The organism is Longimicrobium terrae (genome assembly GCF_014202995.1).
GTDB classification, from domain to species: domain Bacteria; phylum Gemmatimonadota; class Gemmatimonadetes; order Longimicrobiales; family Longimicrobiaceae; genus Longimicrobium; species Longimicrobium terrae.
Window position 1 is genome coordinate 1 of record NZ_JACHIA010000033.1, and the last position, 20,016, is coordinate 20,016.

The window sequence follows — 20,016 nt, forward strand, 5'->3', positions numbered from 1 at the left end:
TACACTACCACCAGTCAACCGCTTCCTAACCAGTTGCAGCTCTTCGACTTGTAAGCCGGACAGTAGTGGGGGGAGGGTTGGGGCGGGCGGATGGTTCGGCGTGTGGGGCGGAGTTCCGGGCGGGAGCGAGCCCCGTTGAGCGAATGAATCCGCCGCTCCAGAAGCGGGAACCCCCGACACGACGCCCACAGGCGCCGTTCGGGGCTTCAACTGCATCAGGAATACACAGCGCGGCGGCCGCAGTTCGCGCAGGCGGACTTCGTGTTCTTCGAGGCGCGGTTTCAACCGCCGGACGCAAGCCCGCGAACGCGCCCCGAATCCATTCCCACACCGATCTGGGGTGTGCTCCCTCTCCCACATCCGTTCGTGGGAGAGGGTCGTCGTGCGCAGCACGCGGGGTGAGGGCCCAGCCCGCCGCCGCGCACCGACCCGTGTCCCACGCGGATGCCTTCCATCCCCTCCCGACCAGCCAGCACGCGCAAAACCTGAAACCCCGGGCACCCCATCCGCCGTACGGTGCCGCACATCATCCCATCCGGCCTCTCCCATCTCCATCGAAACCGATGACCCGTCGTTCAGGGCTCGCGCCCCTCGCACTCGTCGTGTCCCTGGCCGCCGCCGGGCGCGCGGCGGCGCGAACCGGGCCCGGCGCACCCGCGTCACCCGCACTCAGCGCGCGCATCGCCCGGCTGGAGGCCGAGGTCCCGCGGCTGATGGCGGCGGGCGAGGTGCCCGGCGTTTCCATCGCGCTCATCGAGGACGGACGGGTCGCGTGGACGCACGGGTTCGGCGTGGCGAACGCGGATAACCGCGATCCCGTGCGGGAGAACACCGTCTTCGAGGGGGCGTCGCTCAGCAAGCCAGTGGTGGCGTACATCGCCCTGCGCCTTACGGATGAGGGGCGGCTGGATCTGGACGCGCCCCTCACGCGCTACGTCCCCGATCCCTTTGTCGCGGGCGATCCGCGCCTCGAGCAGATCACCGCGCGGCGTGTGCTCGACCACACCTCGGGGCTGCCGAACGGGCGGACGGCCGACGCGATCCGCATCCACTTTGCGCCCGGCGAGCGCTTCAGCTACTCTGGCGAGGGCTACATCTACCTGCAGGCCGCCCTGGAGCGCATCACGGGCGAGCCGCTGCAGACCCTTGCTGAGGGCATGGTGTTCGGGCCGATGGGGATGACGAACAGCGCGTTCGTGTGGCAGGAACGGCTCGACTCGCTGATGGCGTACGGGCATGCGGAAACGGGCGAGGTCACCGGCCGCCGCCGCTTCCCCGTGGCCAGCGCCGCGTCCAGCCTGGAAACGACGGCCGGGGACTACGCGCGCTTCATCGCCGCCGTGCTGGGCGGCGCGGGCCTGCGCGACGAAACGCGGTCGGAGATGATGCGCGCGCAGGTGCGGACGGATTCCACCTGTTCGGTGTGCGTGGAGCAGCGGACGGCCCCGCGCACCGGCGCGGACGGCTGGGGGCTGGGCTGGGGCGTCGCGCCCACGGCGGAGGGCGGCACCGTGCTGTGGCACTGGGGCGACAACGGGGTGATGAAGGCGTACGTGGCCGTCCGGGCGGATGGGCGGCGCGGCGTGGTGATCCTGACGAACGGCGCCAACGGGCACGCCATCACCCCCGACATCGCGGCCGCTGCGCTTGGTGCGCCGGCGCCGGGGTTCGCGTGGCTCCGCTACGATCACTACGACTCGCCCGGGCGGCTGCTGCTGCGCCGCATCGTCGCGGGAGACGCGGCGGCGCTCCCGGACCTCGCCGCGCGGCAGCGGGGAGAGCGCCCGGAGCCGGCGCTGGAGGAGACGGACATCAACAGCCTTGGATACCGCCTTCTGGCCCGCAAGCGCTTCCCCGACGCCGTCCGCGTGCTGCGGATGAACGCCGAGCGCCTGCCCGCCTCCGCCAACGCGCACGACAGCTACGGCGAGGCGCTCCTCGCGGCGGGCGACACGGCCGCGGCCGTCGCCTCGTACCGGCGGGCGGCGGAACTGGGCGGAGAGAACGCCGCCGCCGTCCTCGCCCGGTTGACGCGCCCCGTGGTGCGCGTGGCGCCCGGGATCCTGGACGCGTACACCGGCCGCTACGACACGCCCATGGGCCCGCTGACGGTCACCCGCGACGCGGACGGGCTGGAGGGCACGCTGGGCACCGAGGGCTCCGCGCGCCTGATCGCCATTTCCGAGACGCGGTTTTCAGTCGGAGGCAACAGCAACACGGTGGATTTCGTGCGCGGCGCCGACGGGCGGGTGACGCACGCCATCATCCGCGCGGGCGGCCAGGAGATCCGCGCGACCCGCGTTCCCTGATCGCCGGACGCGCGTGGATGCGGTGGGGACGGGGTGTGGAGGACGGCGGGTGGAGAAGGGCGGGGAGGATGGGAGGAGTTACGTGGGGTACCAACCTGATGTGCGGTCCGCGGGCTGTGGGCCCTCACCCCGCGTGCTGCGCACGACGACCCTCTCCCACGAACAGATGTGGGAGAGGGAGCACACACCAGTATCGGTGTGGGAATGGATTCGGCGCGGTGGCGGGCTTGCGTCCGGCGGTTGAAACCGCGCCTCGAAGAACACGAAGTCCGCCTGCGCGGACTGCGGCCGCCGCGGTGTGTGTTCCTGATGCAGTTGAAGCCCCGAACGGCGCCTGTGGGCGTCGTGTCGGAGGTTCCCGCTTCTGGAGCGGCGGATTCATTCGCTCAACGGGGCTCGCTCACGCTACGATCTTCGCCCCACACGCCGAACCATCCGTCCGCCCCCAACCCTCCCCCAGTCTTTTTTGGGGGAGGGTGGGCCGGTGGTGCCGGCCCGGGTGGGGGCCGCCCTGAGCTCCGCCACCTACAACGAAGCGGCCGGAGCATCGCTGCCCCGGCCGCTGTCGCTTCTGTCTGCATCATCCGGTCGGATCGAGACGATCACCAATCTCCTGATCCCGCCTGCGCCGGCCTCAGCCGTTGGAGGTGCCTTCGCCCTGCGCGGGCGACTGGCTGCGGCGAAAGTCCATCACCACCTTTTCCACCCAGTCCTCCACGTCCTTGGCGGCCTGCCCCTCCAGCGTGTCCTCCTCCTCTTTCACGCCGTCCACCGCCGTTCCGCCGCTGCGGTCCACCACGGCGTCCACCACGGAGCGCCAGGTCGCGCGCTGGGCCACCTTGCCCACCGTCCGCATCCCGATCAGATCAATCAGCCCCGCGGACCGGGTAAAGGAGCGCACCTCGAACCGCAGCATCCCCGGCCCCTGCTCCGTCACGTCGAAGCGGATGGCGCCGGTGAGCGGATGCCCTTCCAGCGTCACCAAGGTGATGGTGTTGTCGCGCACCTCCACGCACCGCACCTGGATGTGGCCCCGCATGGGGATGGAAAGCGTCAGCGTGGCGCCTTCCTGGATGGCCGTTTCCGTCCCCGGCTCCACCCCCACCTTCATCAGCGGCTCCGGCGCCAGGCTGTAGAACTCGCCCTGCACCGTGCGGAACAGCTCGTCCGCGGTCAGCTGGCTTCCCCCGATGTCGGCCCAGTAGCGCTGGCGGTGCAGCTGCCCTGTCCCCTCCGACGGAAGCGACTCGGGGAGCGTGTCGGCCAGCTTGCCGATTCCCTCCGCCAACCGCGTGGGCGTCACGCCGAAGATTTCCGTCAATCCGTTGACGCCACCCTCCGGAATCAGGTTCCCTTCCTCCAGCATGGTCAGCTGGTCCGGCTTGATGGGGAATCCGACGCCCGCCACGTCCAAGGCGTGCGTCCCCATCCTGGCCAGAAACTCGGGGACGGGGATGAGGACGGGGTGCAGTTCCGTCACGTTGCCCATCAGCTCGATGAGCCCGCGCATGCTGGTGGTTTCCGTTCCGGCGATGTCGATGACGGTTTCCCGCAGGTCCTCGCGCTCCACCGCGCGGGCCAGCGCGAGACCCAGGTCATCCACCCACACGGGCTGAAACGGCTGCTCCCCCGTGCCGACCAGGGGGATGGCGGGAAGGGTGCGCACCATCTTGAGCAGCAGGGAGATGACCTCGTCCCCCGGGCCGTACACGTTGCCGGGACGCACGATCAGCCATCCATCGGGCGCCACCTCGCGCACGGCGAGCTCCGCCTGGTACTTGGACTTGTGATAGCCGCTCTGCCCGCCCTCCGCGCCCAGCGACGAGACATAGACGAAGCGCCGCACCCCCGCCCGCTTGGCCTCGCGCGCCAGCCGCCGCGTGCCGTCCACGTTTACGGCCTGAAAGGTGACTTCGGGCGGCTCCTCGGCCACGATGCCGGCCACGTGCAGCACCGCGTCGCAGTCGTTGGCCGCGCCCAGCACGGCCTCGTCGGACGAGACGCTCCCCGCGTGCGCCTCCACGCCCTCCGCCCACTGCTTCGCATCCTGCTCCGCCCCGCGCGACAGCAGCCGCACCGTGTGGCCGGCCTTGAGCAGCTCGTTGACCGCCGCGCGGCCCACCACACCCGTTCCCCCCGTCACCAGCACCTTCATCCCGTCCTCCCGGTTGCCGTTTGCCGGGGGAGCAAGGGCACGTCCGGTGCCAGCATGCGCCGGCCCGAACGGCGCTCACATGGGGACAGCCGAACGCGCTGATTCGCGCATCCGGAGCAGTCGAACGAACGTCCGCCACTCGAAACTCTGGTGAAGACGGCCTCGGTGCCGCATAATTAGCACACTAGAAAACTCCAATCCGGTTTCGTGCCGGTCCGGTGCCCCCGCCCATGCCCCGATCGATCGGGGTGCGAGCGGGTTCCTGTCCTTCTTTTCAGACGCCGAGACGCCATGGAAGCATCGCCGCCAAACCGCCCCCGCAAGCCTCGCCGCCGTTGGCGCTGGCACGTGCCTCCCGCCCTGGTGCATGGCGGGGAAAGCCTGGAAGGCGTGCAGGTGCTGGACGAAGTGCAGGGGCCGCTTGGGCTGTTGCTGTGGGAAACGTACCGCGACGTGGCGCTGTGGGCGTCGGTGGAGCCGGAGGAGCGGGCCGGCCTGTTCGCCGCGGGATCGTACGAGGCGCGGATGGCGGCGCTGGAGAGCGCCGGCGCCGACGCCACGCTGGAGCCCGCCCTGCGCGCGGCCGCCGAGGTGCTGCGCGAGACACCGACGGTGGATGAGCCCGAAGTGACCGCCGCCTGCCGCAAGGCTGCGGAGTGGGCCGAGTCGCGCGGGCTGCTGGCCACGGCGGTCACGCTGGCCACCGGCGCCGCGCTGGCCTCGCCGGCGGACGCGGGCGCCGCCTTCCGCGTAGGACAGATCGCGCGGGAGCGGGGCGAAAACAACCGTGCGGAAACGTGGTTCCGCCGCGCGGTGGGGCTGGGCCGGCAGGCGCGGGACTGGGCCAGCTACAGCGAAGCCTTTCTGGGCCTGGGCAATCTGTACAAGCTGCGCGGCAACTACCCCGCGGCGCGGCGCTTTCACATCCGCGGGCTGCGGGCGGCGCGCCGTCACGCCCTGCGCGACATTCAGGCGCGCGCGCTGCACGACCTGTTCTGCATCGCCGTGGAAACGGCGACGCCCAAGGAAGCGCAGGATCTGGCCGTTCTGGCGTTCCGGGCTTACGGACCCCGGCACCCGCGGCTTCCGGCGCTTTCGCACGACGTCGCCTACTTCTGGATGGAGCAGGGCCGCTTTGCCCCGGCGGGCGAGGTGTTCCGCGCCGTGCTGCCGCACATTGCCGGGCCGCGCGAGCGGCTGCTGGTGGCGGCCAACGCGGGTCGGGCCGCCGCCGGGAGCGGTGACCGCGCCGCGTTCGAGGGCGCGTGGGAAACGGTGTGGGCCGCCAGCGGCGAATGGGAGCGCGCACCCCGCGCCGCCCAGGCGCTGCTGGAACTGGCGCGCGGCGGCACCTCGCTTCGCGAGTGGAGCCGCGCCGAGCGCGCCGCCGAGGCCGCGCGCGATCTGGCCCAGCGCACCGGGCAGGGGCAGGTGGTGATCGAGAGCGAGGCCGTGCTGGACAACGCCCGCCGCAAGGGCGCCGTCAACTTCGGCGAGCCCGTGCCGCTGGGCGAAGAGGGCGGCGAGGCCGAGGGATTGGCCGCCGACCTGGTGCGCTCCCTGGCCCGCGTGCGCTGAACCGGCCGCGGCAGCAGAACGTGCAAAGGGCCATCCGCCGCGAGGCGGGTGGCCCTTTGTACACTGCTCCGGATGCAGGACGACGCAGCCCCCCGCGCGTCACGCGGCATTCCGCGGCCCCCGCTGCGACAGCGCTCTGAGGATGACGGCGATGGTCATCCGCCGGCCGGCGGGCCTGCGCTGTCCCAAAGCGAACGCGCCCCTACCCCCGGCGCTGTTCCCCATTCCCTATTCCCCATTCCCTATTCCCTATTCCCTATCCCCTGCATTTCCGCCTGTTGCGTGAGCCCCGCTCACCCGTAACTTGACGAACGGGATGCCGCCGGACGGGTCCGCGACTTGCGCGACCGGCGCCCGGACCCGCCCACACCCTGACGAACACAGAGCGATGAGCGCCAAAAACGGCCAGACCGCACCGAGCGAGCAGGAGTCCCGCGATGTCGCCGAGGCGGCGCGCGAAACCGAGTGGACCGCGCCCAGCTTCGTGCGCGAGCTGTTCCTGGGCAACTTCCGCCTGGACCTGATCCACCCGTATCCGCAGCAGTCCCCCGAGGACAAGAAGCGCACGGACGACTACATCGCCAAGCTGCGCCCCATCATTGAGCGCGCGGACAGCGACGAGATCGACCGCACGGGCGAGCTGCCGCCGGAACTGGTGCAGGACCTTCGCGAGGTGGGCGCCTTCGGCCTCAAGATCCCGCAGGAGTACGGCGGCATCGGGCTGAGCCAGGTGGGCTACGGCCGCACCGTGGGCATGGTGACCAGCAAGGACGGCAACCTCACCGCCCTGCTTTCGGCGCACCAGTCCATCGGCGTTCCGCAGCCGCTCAAGCTGTTCGGCACGCCGGAGCAGAAGAAGAAGTACCTGCCCCGCATCGCCAAGGGCGCCATCAGCGCGTTCGCGCTCACGGAAGACGGCGTGGGCTCCGATCCGGCGGCGCTGGCGACGACCGCGACGCCGACCGAGGACGGCAGCGCGTTCATCATCAACGGCGAAAAGCTGTGGTGCACCAACGGCACCCTGGCCGAACTGCTGGTGGTGATGGCCCGCACGCCCGACAAGATCAAGAACGGCAAGCCCATCCCGCAGATCACCGCCTTCATCGTCGACACCAAGGCGCCGGGCGTCACCATTCAGCGCCGCTGCCGCTTCATGGGGCTCAAGGCGCTGCAGAACGCCGTCATCACGTTTGAGAATGTCCGCGTTCCGCGCGAAGACATTCTGTGGGGCGAGGGCAAGGGCCTCAAGCTGGCACTGGTCACGCTGAACACCGGCCGCCTGACGCTGCCCATGTCGGCCGCGTACGGCGCCAAGGCCGCGGTGGAAGTGGCCCGGAAGTGGGCGGCGGAGCGCGTGCAGTGGGGCCAGGCCGTCGGCAAGCACGACGAAGTGGCGCAGATGCTGGGCGGGATGGCCGCGGACACCTTCGGCCTGGAAGCCATGGCCGAGATGTCGAGCGCGCTGGCCGACCAGGCGCAGAACGACATCCGCCTGGAAGCTGCCATCGCCAAGCTGTGGACGTCCGAGGTGGGCTGGCGCATCATCGACGACCTGATGCAGATCCGCGGCGGCCGCGGCTACGAGACGGCCGACTCGCTCAAGGCGCGCGGCGAAAAGCCGATCGCCGTCGAACGGATGATGCGCGACTTCCGCATCAACCGCATCTTCGAGGGCACGTCCGAGATCATGCACCTGTTCATCGCGCGCGAAGCGGTGGACACGCACCTGTCGGTGGCCGGCGACATGATCAAGCCGGACATCAGCATGGGCACCAAGCTGGCGGCCATGGCCAAGGCCGGCGTGTGGTACGCGGGATGGCTGCCCAAGCGCTTCGTGGGCGGCGGGCAGCTGCCGGGCTCGTACAGCGAGTTCGGGCCGCTGGCCGGGCACGTGCGCTACATCGAGCGCACCTCGCGCAAGCTGGCGCGCGAAATGTTCTACGCCATGGGCAAGCACCAGGCGAAGCTGGAGCGCAAGGGCAAGCTGCTGGCGCGCTTCGTGGACATCGGCGCGGAGCTGTACGCCATGTCGTGCGCCTGCGTGCGCGCGCAGTCGCTGCTCAAGGAAGCGCACGGCAAGGACGCGCAGCGCCTGGCCGACGTGTTCTGCCGGCGCTCGCGCCTGCGCATCCGCGACCTGTTCGCCGCGATCCACAAGAACGCGGACGAGGCCACGTACCGTCTGGCGATGGACGTGCTGAAGGGCAAGTACGCGTGGCTGGAGGACGGCGCGATCAGCGCGTGGCCGGCCGAGGGCGGCGAACCGAAGAGCCCCGGCGCGGGTGCCGCGGGCACGACGGACAAGCGCGCCAACATCAGCGACACGCGCGTGGCCACCCAGGTGGGCGCGGGCGGCTGATCGGCTTCAGCTCTTGAATGGATGAACGGCGGCCCCGCGACGAACCTTGTCGCGGGGCCGCTTGCCTGCGTGCCGCGTCCCCTCGTCCATTTGCGCACATCGACAGCCTGAAATGACATCGAGCGTTCGGGCGACCCTGCGCTCCGGCTTTTCGGCCGTACCCCGCGAGCGTCTGCTCCTGAACGTTCCCGGAGGCCGGGGCGAATGACGTTGTTGTAGGTATCCCGGAGGCTGAAGAACCTTGTCGCGGGGCCGCTTCGTTTGCCGCGCGGGCAGAGTCCGCAACACCGTTTCACGCGGGGGACGCGGAGGGCACGCGGAGGTCGCGGGGGAGCCCGGCGCGGCGGAGAACGGGAGGCGTTTCCGGATGATTGGGCGCGGCAGGTCGATCGCGACAAAACTGTTGTGAAAGGATTCTGACGCATTCATATTTGGAGAATGGCCCGATGTTCATCGTGTTGTTCCTCCTTCATCCTCCCCGATCATGCCCCTCGCTTCACGCGGCACCCGCCTTTTCGCCCAGTTCATCGATGGATTCGTTGGACTGATTGCGTTCATCCCCGCGGGGATTTTTCTGCTCGTGGATGAAACGGCGGGAGGGCTGGCGATCATCGCCGCCGTCTTCTTCTACTTTGCCTACCTGCTCTTCTCGGACGCGCTGCCGGGCGGGCAGAGCATGGGGAAGCGGATGCTGGGCATCGCGGTGGTGGACCATCGCACGTATCAGCCGTGCACCGGAGGGCAGTCGTTCGTGCGCAACCTTCTGCTGTGCATCCTGGGCTTCTTTGACTGGATTTTCATCCTGGGCGACACCAAGCGCCGCCTGGGTGACATCGTCGCGGGGACCATCGTGATCAGCACCACGCCGGTCTACCAGGCCGCGCCGTACCAGTCGGCTCCGGCCTGGCCTTCCTGATCGCGCTTGGCAGGGATGGATGAACGGCGGCCCCGCGACTGGTTCTCTCGCGGGGCCGCTTTTTTCGATCGGTCGATGGAGTGCGTAAACTGCCCTCACGCGGGGGTCGCGGGGGTACGCGGAGGTCGCGGGGAGTGTGGGGCGGGGGAGAGTGTTGCGCGGTTCGGGGCGTGTGTGGCGGATCGGGAATGCGGCTTGCTCCCCGGCATCGCTCCCAGTTTTTTCGGGCGATTTCAGGAGGAGGATGGATGGCCAGCAACAACGCAAACAACGCGGGCGACGCGCCGACGGGGAGCACGGAGCTGAACTCGTCGCCTCCCACGCGCGACCCGCAGGACAACCCGGTGCTGCAGACGGGGCTCAACGCGCCCGACGTGCTCGCCGATGAGGTGCGCGACGGCACCTGGAAGACCGCGCAGGAACAGCGCGACGACCAGCGCGGCCAGTAGCGCTCCCGATCCACAGAAGCCGCGCCCGCCATCCCCGGCGGGCGCGGCTTTCTCGTTTCATCCACTCCCCTGAATCCATCTCCCACGGACGTCGCGACCAAGCGGCCGCCAACACCGTTCTCCGCGACCCCCGCGACCTCCGCGACCTCCGCGTGAGGCCGTTCTACGAGGCCTCGGATTGGTACGCATCATCCGGATCGAGCGAGGCGAACTCCACCAGAAACCCGCTGATCCGCTCCGTGACGGCCGCCAGGAACGCCGCGCCCTTCTCCGCCGCCGACTGCGACGGATCGCCCACGCCGGTGTCGGACGAGATGGCCGTCCATCGCCGCGGCGCCCACGCCCATCCCTCGCGCACGCCGGCCAGCCGCGACTTGCGCTCGCTGCCGTCGCCGGCCTCCTCCAGCGGCAGCACCAGATCGGGTGCGATGTGCATCATCACGCTCGTTTCCAGTTCGCCCGCGTGGTCGCCCGGCGCGGCAAAGAACGGACGCGGATCCACGCAATTCCACCAGTTGATGGCGCACAGAAAGATTCCGGGGACGGGCTGCAGTTCGCGCAGCATCGCCCGGAAGTCGTTGCCGCCGTGGCCGTTCAGAATCACCAGCCGGCGCACGCCCTGCCCCGCCAGCGCCATCACCAGATCGCGCAGCACCAGTGCCTGCGTGCTGGGGTTCAGGTTCAGGCAGAACGGAATGTCCAGCTGCCCGGCCTGCACCCCGAACGGCACCGTGGGGAGCACCGCCACGCGCGCGCCGCGCTCCCACGCCAGCCGCGCCGCCTCCGCCGCCACGTGGTCGCACTGGATGACGTCCGTGGCGTATGGCAGGTGGTAGTTGTGCGCCTCCGTGGCGCCCCAGGGAAGCACGGCCACGTCGAACGCGGTGTCGCGGACAGCCTTCCAGTTGGTTTCGGCGAGAATCCAGGGACGCGGCACGGTCGGTTGTCAGTGCGGGTGATGGCGGATCATGGATGCGAAGAGGGCCGCGCGAGCAGTGCCGCGCGGCCCTCCGTCATCCTGTCACAATCCGCGCCGGGTTAGTAGAAGCGGTACAGTTCCACGCGGTTGTTGGCCAGAAGGGTGCCTTCCAGCCGCACATTGTCGCCCTGGCGCAGGCGGCGGAACTGGTCGCTGGTGGCCGCGCCGGGGTTGTACGGCAGCGAGACGGTAACCGTGCCGCGGTTGGTCTGCAGCGAGAACCATCCCTGGTTGTAGTCCACCTGCGCCACGCGGCCGGTGAACTGCTGCACGTTGTTGTTGTTGCCGTACGTGCCGCCGTTGGTGGTGCCGGTGTTTCCGCCGTAGGTGCCGCCGTTGCTGGTGCCGTTGCGGTCCTGCACGCTCTGCTGCACCACGATCTGCTGTACGTACGCCTGGCCGTTCTGCGTCTGCTGCACCGTCACCGCCACGATGTCGCCGCGCTCCAGCGCCGTCACGTCGTACCGCTGGTTCTGGTAGCTGACCACGGTGTTCTGGTCGTAGCGAAGGTCGCCGCTCTGCCCCTGCTGCGTGGTGACGCGAATGATCTGGTTGCGCGTGTCGACGCCCTGGACTTCGGCCACGATCTGCCCGCCCTGCTGCTGCTGGCCGCCGCCCAGCACCCCGCCCAGAACCTGCTCCAGCCCGCCCAGCCCGCCACCCGCGCAGGCGGTGGTGGCAAGGACCATGGCGCACGCCGCGGCCCGCTTTGCAACATTCATCATCGACATCCGGCGTCTCCGCGAGAAAGGAAAGATCAGTTCAGCATCCATCGGTTGAGCCGTCCCACAGGGGCAAGAGCAATGCCGGATAGGGTTATGTGTTTGTCGTACAACAACTTGCAGCAATGGCGCCGATTTCGGGCTGTCGGGATGACGAGCATCCGGAGCACCCGATCCACCACGGGGACACCGGGTGTCATCCACCTGCTACCGTCGCGCATCGGTGTGGATCATCGATACGACGCCGTTCTGTCCGCTACGTCACGTCAAACGGCCCGTCGCCCCTCTCTCCCGTCAAACCCCGCCCAAAGGCGTCATCCTGAGAGAGCGTGCGCCGCCCTCTCCGCCGCGCCGAACCCTGCGCGACCGAAGGATCTACCATCTGCCGAGCCAACGTCGCGACACGCACGCCCGTTCTCGCGGCCAGCGACGGCGTCCCGCGGCGTGGGATGAACATCATCCGCAAACGTCTGCCGGGGTTGCAGTTGGGTATGTCGATGTGATCGGCGGAACGGTCATTCTGGCCGAGAAGGAGTGGAACGCCGGTTGCCTTTTTCCGGGCCAGCCGCGCGGGGCACGGTGCCACGCGCTTGTTGACCCAGCGTCTGCCCACGGGGCAAGCAACCGCAGGAGACGAGACCATGTATCCGACCCGTACCAACGATCCGTTCGACCAGCTGTTCACCAGTGTCTTCAACCGCAACGGCAACGGCGCCACGCTCATGCGCGCGCCCGAGACGGACGTGATGGAGACCGAGCGCGAAATCCGCGTCATCACCGAGATGCCCGGGCTCAAGCGCGAGAACATCGAGATCGACGTGGAGAACAACGTTCTGACCGTCCGTGGCGAAAAGCGTGAGGAGCGCACCGAGGGCGAGCAGGGCAAGTGGCACCTGGCCGAGCGCCGCTACGGCACCTTTGCTCGCTCGTTCGTGCTGCCGCGCGACGTGGACGCCGACGGCATTCAGGCCCACTTTGAGGACGGCGTGCTCACCGTGAGCGTGCCCAAGAGCGAAAAGGCGCGCCGCCGCCGCATCGAAATCGGTGGCAGCGCCGCGCAGTCCGTGAGCGAAGGCCAGCCCGCCTGACCCCCGGCCTGAAGACGCGAGCGGCCGGCGACACCCCGTCGCCGGCCGCTTCGCTTTCATGATCCAACGCAATCCCCGCGCACCTGTCCAATCCCGCCACATGCGTCTGCAACGTACCACCCTTGCCGGGGCCGTCATCGGCGGCGTGCTCGCGGTCTTCTACCTGGTTCCGGTCGCGTTCGCCGTCCTCATCCTGCGCTCCACCTCCGGCAGCCACGGCGCGTCCACCGGGGCGTGGGTGGTGATCTGGATCGTGGTCGCGCTCGTCGTGCTCGCCGCGGCGGCGCTGGGCGGCGCACTCGTGGCGCTGGCCGCGCGGCTCATCCGCCGGACCCGCCACCGCTGAGCTTCAGACGCACAGGCCTGCGGTGATAGGCGATCGCGGCGGTTTTCGTCGATCAACGGAAACGATCAGCGCGAGGCCCGAGCGCGGCTGAGGACGAGGATGCCGGCGAAGTCGCCGTCTCGGTCGCGCCGGTTGATCGAGGGGGCATACATCCGCGAAATGCCGCCGTCCAGGTACAGCGCGTCGGGGCAGCGCAGCACGTCGCGGTACAGCGTGGCAAAGGTGTTCATGTCCACCGGATCGGCGGAGATGACGAACACCGCCGTCCGCCCGCCGCGCACGCCCACGCCGTTGCGGACGTTCACGCGCCGCGACGGATTGCGAAAGGCGCGGTGGATGACCCCCGCGCGCACCAGCAGCGGTCCCGACTGTGTCGCGATCCGTACGCCCCGCGGCGTGCGCGCGGCGTAGGAGCCCGTCTCGCGCACTCCCGCACTGTCGCCCGCGACGAAGAAGACGCCGTTGGGCTTGATGTAGAAGTTGCCGCCCGCCGAGTCGCGCGCGTTCAGCGGCGCGCGGACGACGCCCTCCTGCACCAGCAGGCCCACCGGCGCATGGCTGGCGTGAAACATCCCCGCGTTCATCGCGAACAGCGCCTCGCGCCCGCGCGCGGCCATGGCGTCCGCCACCGCGCCCAGGCGCCCGTATCGCCGCCCCTGCGCGTCGGCCACTTCCAGCCGCAGGTCGGCCCGCCGCACATCCACCGTGACCACGTGGAACTCGTGCCCGCGAAACCGGATGCGCTCCGCCTTCCACCCGGCCGTGTCCTGCGCCGCGATGGGGGAAGAATTCGCTCCATCCGCCTCGTGGACGAGTGCGCCCGCCACACCCAGTCCGACAGCGGCGATGGCGCCAACCGTGAGTGCGAGCGCGCGAAAGCGGCGGGAGGGGAGACGATGGATCAGGCGCATTCAATCGACCGGGAACGAGAACACGGATTCGCGAGGAGGCCGGGATCCGCGCGGAAAGCTGGCGCGGGCGGCGGCGCGGCGGCTACCTTCGAGCGCAGCCGGTCCTTCCGGGACGAGCAATCCACAGGCCGATGAGCGAACGGAACGCACTGGACCAGGACCTGGGCTTCGGGGCCGTAGTAGCGCAGGAAAGCCACGGGCGCCTGCTGAACCGGGACGGCAGCTTCAACGTGGTGCGCGAGGGCATCAGCCGCCTGTCGTCGGTGAGCATGTACCACGTGCTGCTCACCGTGTCGTGGCCGCGGTTTCTGCTGATGGTGCTGGCTGCATACCTGTCCGTCAACGCGCTGTTCGGCGGCGCGTACTTCGCGCTGGGCGCCGGGGCGCTGGGCGGCGACGAGGCCGCGACGTCGTTTCAGCGCTACCTGCTGGACTTCTACTTCAGCGTACACACCTTTGCGACCATCGGCTACGGCAACGTGCACCCGCTGCGCAACGCCGCGCACCTGCTGGTGACCCTTGAGTCGCTGGTGGGGCTGCTGTCGGTGTCGTTGATGACGGGATTGGTGTTCGCGCGGTTCGCCAGGCCCGTGGCGCGCATCCTCTACAGCCACCAAGCGGTCATTGCACCGTACGCGCCCACCGGCCGCGCCTTCATGTTCCGCCTGGTGAACGGGCGCAGCAACCAGTTGATCGACCTGCACGCCACCGTGGCGCTCAGCATGCTGCGCGAGGATGGAAAGCCGGGGCGTGCGTTCTTCGATCTGCCGCTGGAGCGCGAGGGAGTGATGCTGTTTCCGCTCGCGTGGACCATCGTACACCCCATCGCGCCCGGCAGCCCGCTGTACGGAATGACGCGCGAGCAGATGCGGGAGCGCGATGCCGAGTTTTCGGTGGTGATCCGCGCGACGGACGAAACGTTCGCGCAGGGCGTGCACTCGCGCACCTCGTACCGGGTGGACGAGATCATCTGGGGCGCGCGGTTCAGCGACCTGTTCCTGCGCCGGCCGGGGCAGCCGCTGGGCATCGACATCAGCCGCATTCACCTCACCGAGCCCGCCGCGCTCCCGGACGCGCGTCCCGCCGCCCCGCGCGAACTCTCCATCGTCCGCGACTGAAGGAGAATGGTGCGCGGAGCGAGTTCCAGGGCGGCCCCCACCCGGGCCGGCACCACCGGCCCACCCTCCCCCAAAAAAGATTGAGGGAGGGTTGGTCGGGGCGGAGAGTTCGGTGCGGACCAGCGAGTGCCCGGCGTGAGCGGATCTCGTTGAGCGAATGAACATGAATCCGCCGCTCAAAAAGCGGAAAGCCCCGACACCGGCCGCTCGCGCGTCCGGTTCGGGGCTTCAAGTGCATTGGGGATCCGCGACAAAGCCACCCGCCTCCAGTCCGCGCAGGCGGACTTCGTGTTGTTCCAGGCGCGGTTTCAACCGCCGGGTGAGAGCAGCCGGCCCGTCCCGAACCGTCCTGAGCGTGTCGGATCTTCCGTCGAGACGCAAGAAGCCCCCGCAGAGTGCGAGGGCTTCTTGCGTTCCATCATCCACAAAGGCGAAAGTCTACATCGCGCGGGTCAGGTCGGTGAACTCGCGGGCGATGTGGATGCCGTCGATGCCGGGAACGTCGGTGCTGTCCGGCAGCCCCGCGCCCCCGATGACGATCTCCGTTTCCGACGGCGTGGCGTCGCGCAGGTCGCGCGCGAACTTGCGGAACTCCGCCGTGCTCATGCGGTTCACCAGCGACGTGCACAGCAGCGCCGGCTTGCGGCGGTGCAGCACGCGCGACACCTCGGCCATCGGCAGCCCGGAGCCCAGGTACAGAACCCGCCACCCGCGCGTCGCCAGGTAGATGGTAGTAGCCAGCAGCCCGAACTCGTGCCGCTCCGATTCCATCGTGGCGCACACGCACTCCGGGCCGCGCGCGGCGCCGGTGTCCAGATCCTCGATGAGCCCCACCAGCTTTTCGCGGATGAACGCGGAGGCGAAGTGCTCTTCGGCGATGCCGATTTCGTGGCTGCCCCACAGGTCGCCCACCTCTTCCGCCAGCGGAAGCAGAACTTCTTCCACCCGACGGTCCGGCGGCAGCAGCGACACCGTCTCATACGCCATCAGCGCGCCCCGGCGGTCGAAGGCCAGCAGGCACTCCTGCATGCGCGCCCGGGCGTCGCGCACGGAAGGTCCGTCCACGTCGCGCGGCAGCGGCTCGCTTCCCCGGCGCACGCGGGTGATGGCTTCGCCGATGGTAAGCCCTTCATCCACAAGGGCCTTGATCCGCGACAGCATGGCCACGTCCTCGTCCGTGTACAGACGGTAGCCGGAGTCGGTGCGGTCCGGCGCCACCAGCCCGTACCGGCGCTCCCAGGCACGCAGCGTGGCGGGATTGATTCCCGTAAGATGCGCGACGCGCTTGATTCGGTAGCTCATTGATCTACACCCGGGTGAATCGCCGCGCCCGGGCCCGCCAGTCAGGCGTTGGCGCCGGGCAGTCCCCGCAGTGCGGCGTGAAGCGTTGCATCGTGCGCCCAGCGCGGAGTGGCACCCCGCATTCCGGGCCGCAGCGCCTCGGCGACGGCGCGCGTTCCCCAGTACATCTTTTCCGGCCACGGAACGACGGTCCGCCCCCCCAGTGCGTCACACCGGCGGCGGCGCAGCCGCACCCCGATGGCCCGATACACCCGGCTGGCCACCAGAATGGCCGGCCGCACCCGCGGCGGCAGATCGCGCATGCCGCCGTCCGCGCTGGCGTAGTAGCGGTCCGCCATCTCCAGCGTTCCGCGCACCACCTCCGCCACCCCGGCCGCGGAGGCCCGCCCGCGCACCAGGTCCTCGGGATTCACCCCAGCCCGCGCCAGGCGGTCCGCCGGCAGGTACACCCGGCCGTTGGCGGCGTCTTCGGCCACGTCGCGGCAGATGTTGGTGAGCTGCATGGCGATGCCCAGATCCACCGCGTGCGGCAGCGCTTCCCGCCGGCGCACGCCCAGCACGGCGCACATCATCAGCCCCACCGTGGAGGCCACGCGGTAGCAGTACCGCAGCAGCTCGGCGTCGTCCGCCACGCGCACCACGTCCAGGTCGCCGCGCGCGCCCTCGATCAGCTCCAGCGCACTGTCCAGCGGCAGGTTCAGGCGCTGCGCCGCGGCGCGGAACTCGGCGACCAGCGGACGGGGCGTGAACGACCCTTGAACTTCGCCGTGAAGCGCCGCCAGCGCAAGGCGCGCGTGTTCCGCGTCCAGATCTTCATCCGCCGTGTCGTCTACCAGGCGGCAGAATGCGTAAACCAGTGCCGCGTCGTCTCTTGTATCCGCCGGAAGCAGCCGCGCCGCCCACCAGAAGGTGCGCGCCTTGCGCCGGAACACGTCCCGGCTGTCGTCCAGGATTCCCGCGTCCGTCATGCGGGGACGGAAAGCGTGCCCCGCGTGCGGGCCGTGGCGGGAACCGGGTCTGCATGTGGCGGCGCGGGAACGATGCGGTCCAGTACCTTGGCCGTCGAAAGCACGCCCGGCACGCCGGCGCCCGGGTGCGTTCCCGATCCCACGAAGTACAGCCCGCCCACGTGCGGAGACTGGTTATGGTAGCGAAAGTACGCCGACTGCGTGAGCCGCGGCTCGATGCCGAAGCCCGCGCCGTGCGTGGAGCGCAGCGTGTCGCGAAAGTACGTGGGCGTGACGTGAAACTGCGTCACCAGGTTCTCCCGCAGCCCCGGAAGATAACGATCCTCCAGCGCGTCCAGAATGCGGTCGAAGTACGGCCCGCCCTCGCGCTCCCAGTCAATCCCCGCCTGCAGGTTGGGGACGGGGCTGAGGACGTAGAAGCACTCGTGCCCCGGCGGCGCCAGCGACGGGTCCGTCCGCGTGGGCGCGTGCAGGTACAGGGAAAAATCGTCCGCCAGGATCTTGCGGTCAAAGATGTCGCGCAGCAGTTCCCTGTAGCGCGGCCCCATCAGGATGGTGTGGTGCGCCAGCTCCGGATACGTCTTCTTCGTCCCGAAATATCCCACGAAGAGGCCCATGGAATACTGCCGCGTCCTGAGCGCCGCCCGGGTGCGCAGGTTGCGCTTTTCCGCCGGGATCAGCTCGCCGTACACGTGCGTGGGATCGGCGTTGGCCACCACCACGTCCGCCGCGATCCGCTGCCCGCCCGCGTGCACGGCCACCGCGCGGCCGTTCTCCACCTCGATCCGCTCCGCGGGGGAGCTGAGGCGGATGTCGATGCCGATCTCCTCCATCAGCCGCGCCATTCCCGCCACGATGCTCGTCGTGCCGCCGCGGCCGAACCACACGCCCCACTTCCGTTCCAGCCAGTGGATGAGCAGGTAGATGCTGGTGATGCGAAACGGGTTGCCGCCCACCAGCAGCGGCTCGAAGCTGAACACCTGCCGCAGCCGCTCGTCCTGGATGTACTCCGCCACCTGCGCGTACACGGACTTGTGGTTGCCCAGCCGCAGCATCTCCGGCACCACGCGCAGCATGTCGCTCACGCGGCCGAACGGCACGTCCGAGAGCCGCGTGTAGCCCACGTCGAAGATGCGCTCCGCGTGCGCCGCCAGCTTCCGGTATCCCTCCACGTCGGCGGGATTGAAGGCGGCGATCTGCTCCAGCAGCCTCTTCTCATCCCCCACGTAGTCGAAGCGCGTTCCGTCCGGAAACTCCACCCGGTAGAACGGATCGACGGGGATGAGGTCGAAGTAGTCGCGCCAGTCGCGGCCCACGAGGGAAAACAGCTCCTGCAGCAGATACGGCGCGGTGATGACCGTCGGCCCGGCGTCGAAGGTGAAGCCGTCGCGGCGGAAGACGGCGGCGCGCCCGCCGGGCTGGTCCATCCCTTCCACGAGCGTGACGCGAAAGCCGCGGGCGCGCAGGCGGATGGCGGCGGCCATCCCCCCGAATCCCGCGCCGATGACCACGGCGTGCTGCGGCTTCATCGCGCCGCCTCCAGCGCGGCGCAGACGTCCGGGCGGATCAGGTGGCTGATGGGATCCAGCGCGACGCACACCAGCTCCCACGCAACGGCGCGCAGAGCCACCTCTTCCGCCAGCGCCGACGCGGAAATGACGCCCGTCGCTTCGCCGTTGATGCGGGCCAGCACGCGCTCCAGCGCGCCCCCGGCGCGGAATCGCTCCATCGCGAGCTCCACCTGGTCCTGCGGCGTGGCGTCGCGGGGCAGGGCGAGGAGGCCGCGCAGCCAGGGGCCGTCCTGCGGATGCAGCTCCAGGTGCTCCACCACGAGCGCGCTCACCTTGCCCTCGCGCAGATCGCTGCCGGGAAGGCCGCGTCCCTTTTCGCCATACAGGTCCAGCACGTCGTCCTGCAGCTGGAAAAGCACGCCCACGCCGCGGAAGGCACCGGCGATGGCGCGCGCCTGCACCCGCGTGCGCCCGGCGAGCAGCGCCGCGCCTTCCACGGGAAGCTGAAAGAGCGCGCCGGTCTTGCCTTCCACCGCGCGCAGGTACTCCGCCCAGCTGATGCGCTCCTCGCGCGCCATCGCCAGCTCCGTGGTCTGCCCGCGGACGGTGGCGGTGGCGTGCTGCGCCAGCGCCATCACCATCGCCAGCCGCTGGTCCGGCGTGGCGGCGACGCGGTCGATGGCGAGATAGGGGAGCATGAGGAGAAGGTCGCCGGCGTTGACGGCCTGCGCGGCGCCGTGGCGCACCCAGGTGGTGTCGTGGCCGCGGCGGGTGCGGTCGCCGTCCTGCAGGTCGTCGTGGATGAGGGTGGCGTTGTGCAGCAGTTCGCACGCGGCCGCCCATCCAATTCCCGCCGCGCGGGGAACGCCCAGGACTTCCATCGCCGACAGGGCCAGCCGGGCGCGCAGCCGCTTGCCGCCAGTGGACAGGTGCTCGTGGGCCATGGTGGCCGCGAGGTCACCGTCGCCGGCAAGCTGCGCCATCATCGCCTCCACCTCCGCCAGCCCCGCATCGGAGCGGAGGCCCGCGTCCGCGACGGGAGGCGCGGCGAGCGCGGGCTCCGGGCGCCGCACCCAGCTGGGGAGCGGCCGCGAGCGGGGCGCGTGGGTTTCGGTGGCCGCCTGGGCGGAGGGGGTCATGCGGGTCCTGTGATCATCCACGTGAAAAGCAATCCGCCGGAAGTTCGCGACCACGAGCCTCCCGGTCCGTCCGCGTGCTCGGCTCAACCGGCCGCAAGCCGATGCCGCCCTCACCGTCGCGCGTTTCGACGCCGGCTGTCATCGCGGGTGATGGGCATCGGTCGAT

16 protein-coding genes are annotated in these 20,016 nt (G+C 69.8%); 8 read left to right on the forward strand and 8 right to left on the reverse strand.

Translation table 11 applies throughout. The features are described from left to right. Nucleotides 1–563: 563 nt before the first annotated feature. Nucleotides 564–2,309, forward strand: a complete 1,746-nt coding sequence (locus HNQ61_RS27200) for a serine hydrolase (protein WP_170035022.1) — start codon at nt 564–566, stop codon at nt 2,307–2,309. A 634-nt stretch (nt 2,310–2,943) separates the two neighbouring features. Here the strand turns inward: HNQ61_RS27200 and HNQ61_RS27205 are convergent. Then, nucleotides 2,944–4,464, reverse strand: a complete 1,521-nt coding sequence (locus tag HNQ61_RS27205) for a DUF1990 family protein (protein WP_170035023.1) — start codon at nt 4,462–4,464, stop codon at nt 2,944–2,946. 348 nt (nt 4,465–4,812) lie between these two features. On the opposite strand from HNQ61_RS27205, the gene HNQ61_RS27210 reads away from it, so the two are divergent. The 4 genes from HNQ61_RS27210 to HNQ61_RS27225 all read left to right on the forward strand — a co-directional run bounded on the left by HNQ61_RS27210 (nt 4,813) and on the right by HNQ61_RS27225 (nt 9,766). Continuing rightward, entirely contained in the window at nt 4,813–6,042 is a 1,230-nt protein-coding gene (locus HNQ61_RS27210) for a tetratricopeptide repeat protein (protein WP_170035024.1), read from the forward strand. Between the two features lie 388 nt (nt 6,043–6,430). Beyond that, the gene (locus HNQ61_RS27215; protein ID WP_170035025.1) at nt 6,431–8,401 is read left to right on the forward strand and encodes an acyl-CoA dehydrogenase family protein; all 1,971 of its coding nucleotides are present in this window, start codon (nt 6,431–6,433) and stop codon (nt 8,399–8,401) included. 484 nt (nt 8,402–8,885) lie between these two features. Then, nucleotides 8,886–9,317, forward strand: coding sequence for an RDD family protein (locus HNQ61_RS27220; protein ID WP_170035026.1), 432 nt, complete (start codon nt 8,886–8,888; stop codon nt 9,315–9,317). Nucleotides 9,318–9,565: 248 nt separating this feature from the next. Further along, on the forward strand, nt 9,566–9,766 hold the full coding sequence (locus HNQ61_RS27225; RefSeq protein ID WP_170035027.1) for a hypothetical protein: 201 nt from the start codon (nt 9,566–9,568) through the stop codon (nt 9,764–9,766). A 163-nt stretch (nt 9,767–9,929) separates the two neighbouring features. Here HNQ61_RS27225 and HNQ61_RS27230 read toward each other — a convergent pair whose 3' ends face one another. Both HNQ61_RS27230 and HNQ61_RS27235 read right to left on the reverse strand, forming a co-directional pair. Further along, nucleotides 9,930–10,703, reverse strand: a complete 774-nt coding sequence (locus HNQ61_RS27230) for a creatininase family protein (RefSeq protein WP_170035028.1) — start codon at nt 10,701–10,703, stop codon at nt 9,930–9,932. A 101-nt stretch (nt 10,704–10,804) separates the two neighbouring features. Beyond that, a complete protein-coding gene (locus HNQ61_RS27235; RefSeq protein WP_170035029.1) occupies nt 10,805–11,470 on the reverse strand; it encodes a hypothetical protein in 666 nt (221 codons plus the stop codon). 638 nt (nt 11,471–12,108) lie between these two features. On the opposite strand from HNQ61_RS27235, the gene HNQ61_RS27240 reads away from it, so the two are divergent. Next, the gene (locus HNQ61_RS27240) at nt 12,109–12,555 is read left to right on the forward strand and encodes an Hsp20/alpha crystallin family protein (RefSeq protein ID WP_170035030.1); all 447 of its coding nucleotides are present in this window, start codon (nt 12,109–12,111) and stop codon (nt 12,553–12,555) included. 100 nt (nt 12,556–12,655) lie between these two features. Further along, on the forward strand, nt 12,656–12,901 hold the full coding sequence (locus HNQ61_RS27245; RefSeq protein WP_170035031.1) for a hypothetical protein: 246 nt from the start codon (nt 12,656–12,658) through the stop codon (nt 12,899–12,901). Between the two features lie 65 nt (nt 12,902–12,966). Here HNQ61_RS27245 and HNQ61_RS27250 read toward each other — a convergent pair whose 3' ends face one another. Further along, nucleotides 12,967–13,812: a phosphodiester glycosidase family protein gene (locus HNQ61_RS27250; RefSeq protein ID WP_170035032.1), complete on the reverse strand. Its 846-nt coding sequence runs from the start codon at nt 13,810–13,812 to the stop codon at nt 12,967–12,969. 131 nt (nt 13,813–13,943) lie between these two features. Between HNQ61_RS27250 and HNQ61_RS27255 the strand changes: the two genes are divergently transcribed. Then, nucleotides 13,944–14,930 carry an ion channel gene (locus HNQ61_RS27255; RefSeq protein ID WP_170035033.1) on the forward strand — a complete coding sequence of 329 codons (987 nt, stop codon included), beginning with the start codon at nt 13,944–13,946 and terminating at the stop codon, nt 14,928–14,930. A gap of 438 nt (nt 14,931–15,368) precedes the next feature. Here the strand turns inward: HNQ61_RS27255 and HNQ61_RS29400 are convergent, their stop codons facing one another. The 4 genes from HNQ61_RS29400 to HNQ61_RS27275 are packed head-to-tail and all read right to left on the reverse strand — an operon-like array spanning nt 15,369 to nt 19,850. After that, entirely contained in the window at nt 15,369–16,232 is an 864-nt protein-coding gene (locus HNQ61_RS29400) for a MerR family transcriptional regulator (protein ID WP_170035034.1), read from the reverse strand. 41 nt (nt 16,233–16,273) lie between these two features. Further along, nucleotides 16,274–17,200, reverse strand: coding sequence for a phytoene/squalene synthase family protein (locus tag HNQ61_RS27265; RefSeq protein WP_170035035.1), 927 nt, complete (start codon nt 17,198–17,200; stop codon nt 16,274–16,276). Continuing rightward, entirely contained in the window at nt 17,197–18,729 is a 1,533-nt protein-coding gene (gene crtI / locus HNQ61_RS27270) for a phytoene desaturase family protein (protein ID WP_170035036.1), read from the reverse strand. Before crtI ends, HNQ61_RS27265 begins: the two co-directional genes overlap by 4 nt. Next, nucleotides 18,726–19,850, reverse strand: a complete 1,125-nt coding sequence (locus tag HNQ61_RS27275; RefSeq protein WP_170035037.1) for a polyprenyl synthetase family protein — start codon at nt 19,848–19,850, stop codon at nt 18,726–18,728. The genes crtI and HNQ61_RS27275 overlap by 4 nt, the downstream gene beginning before the upstream one ends. Between the last annotated feature and the right edge of the window lie 166 nt (nt 19,851–20,016).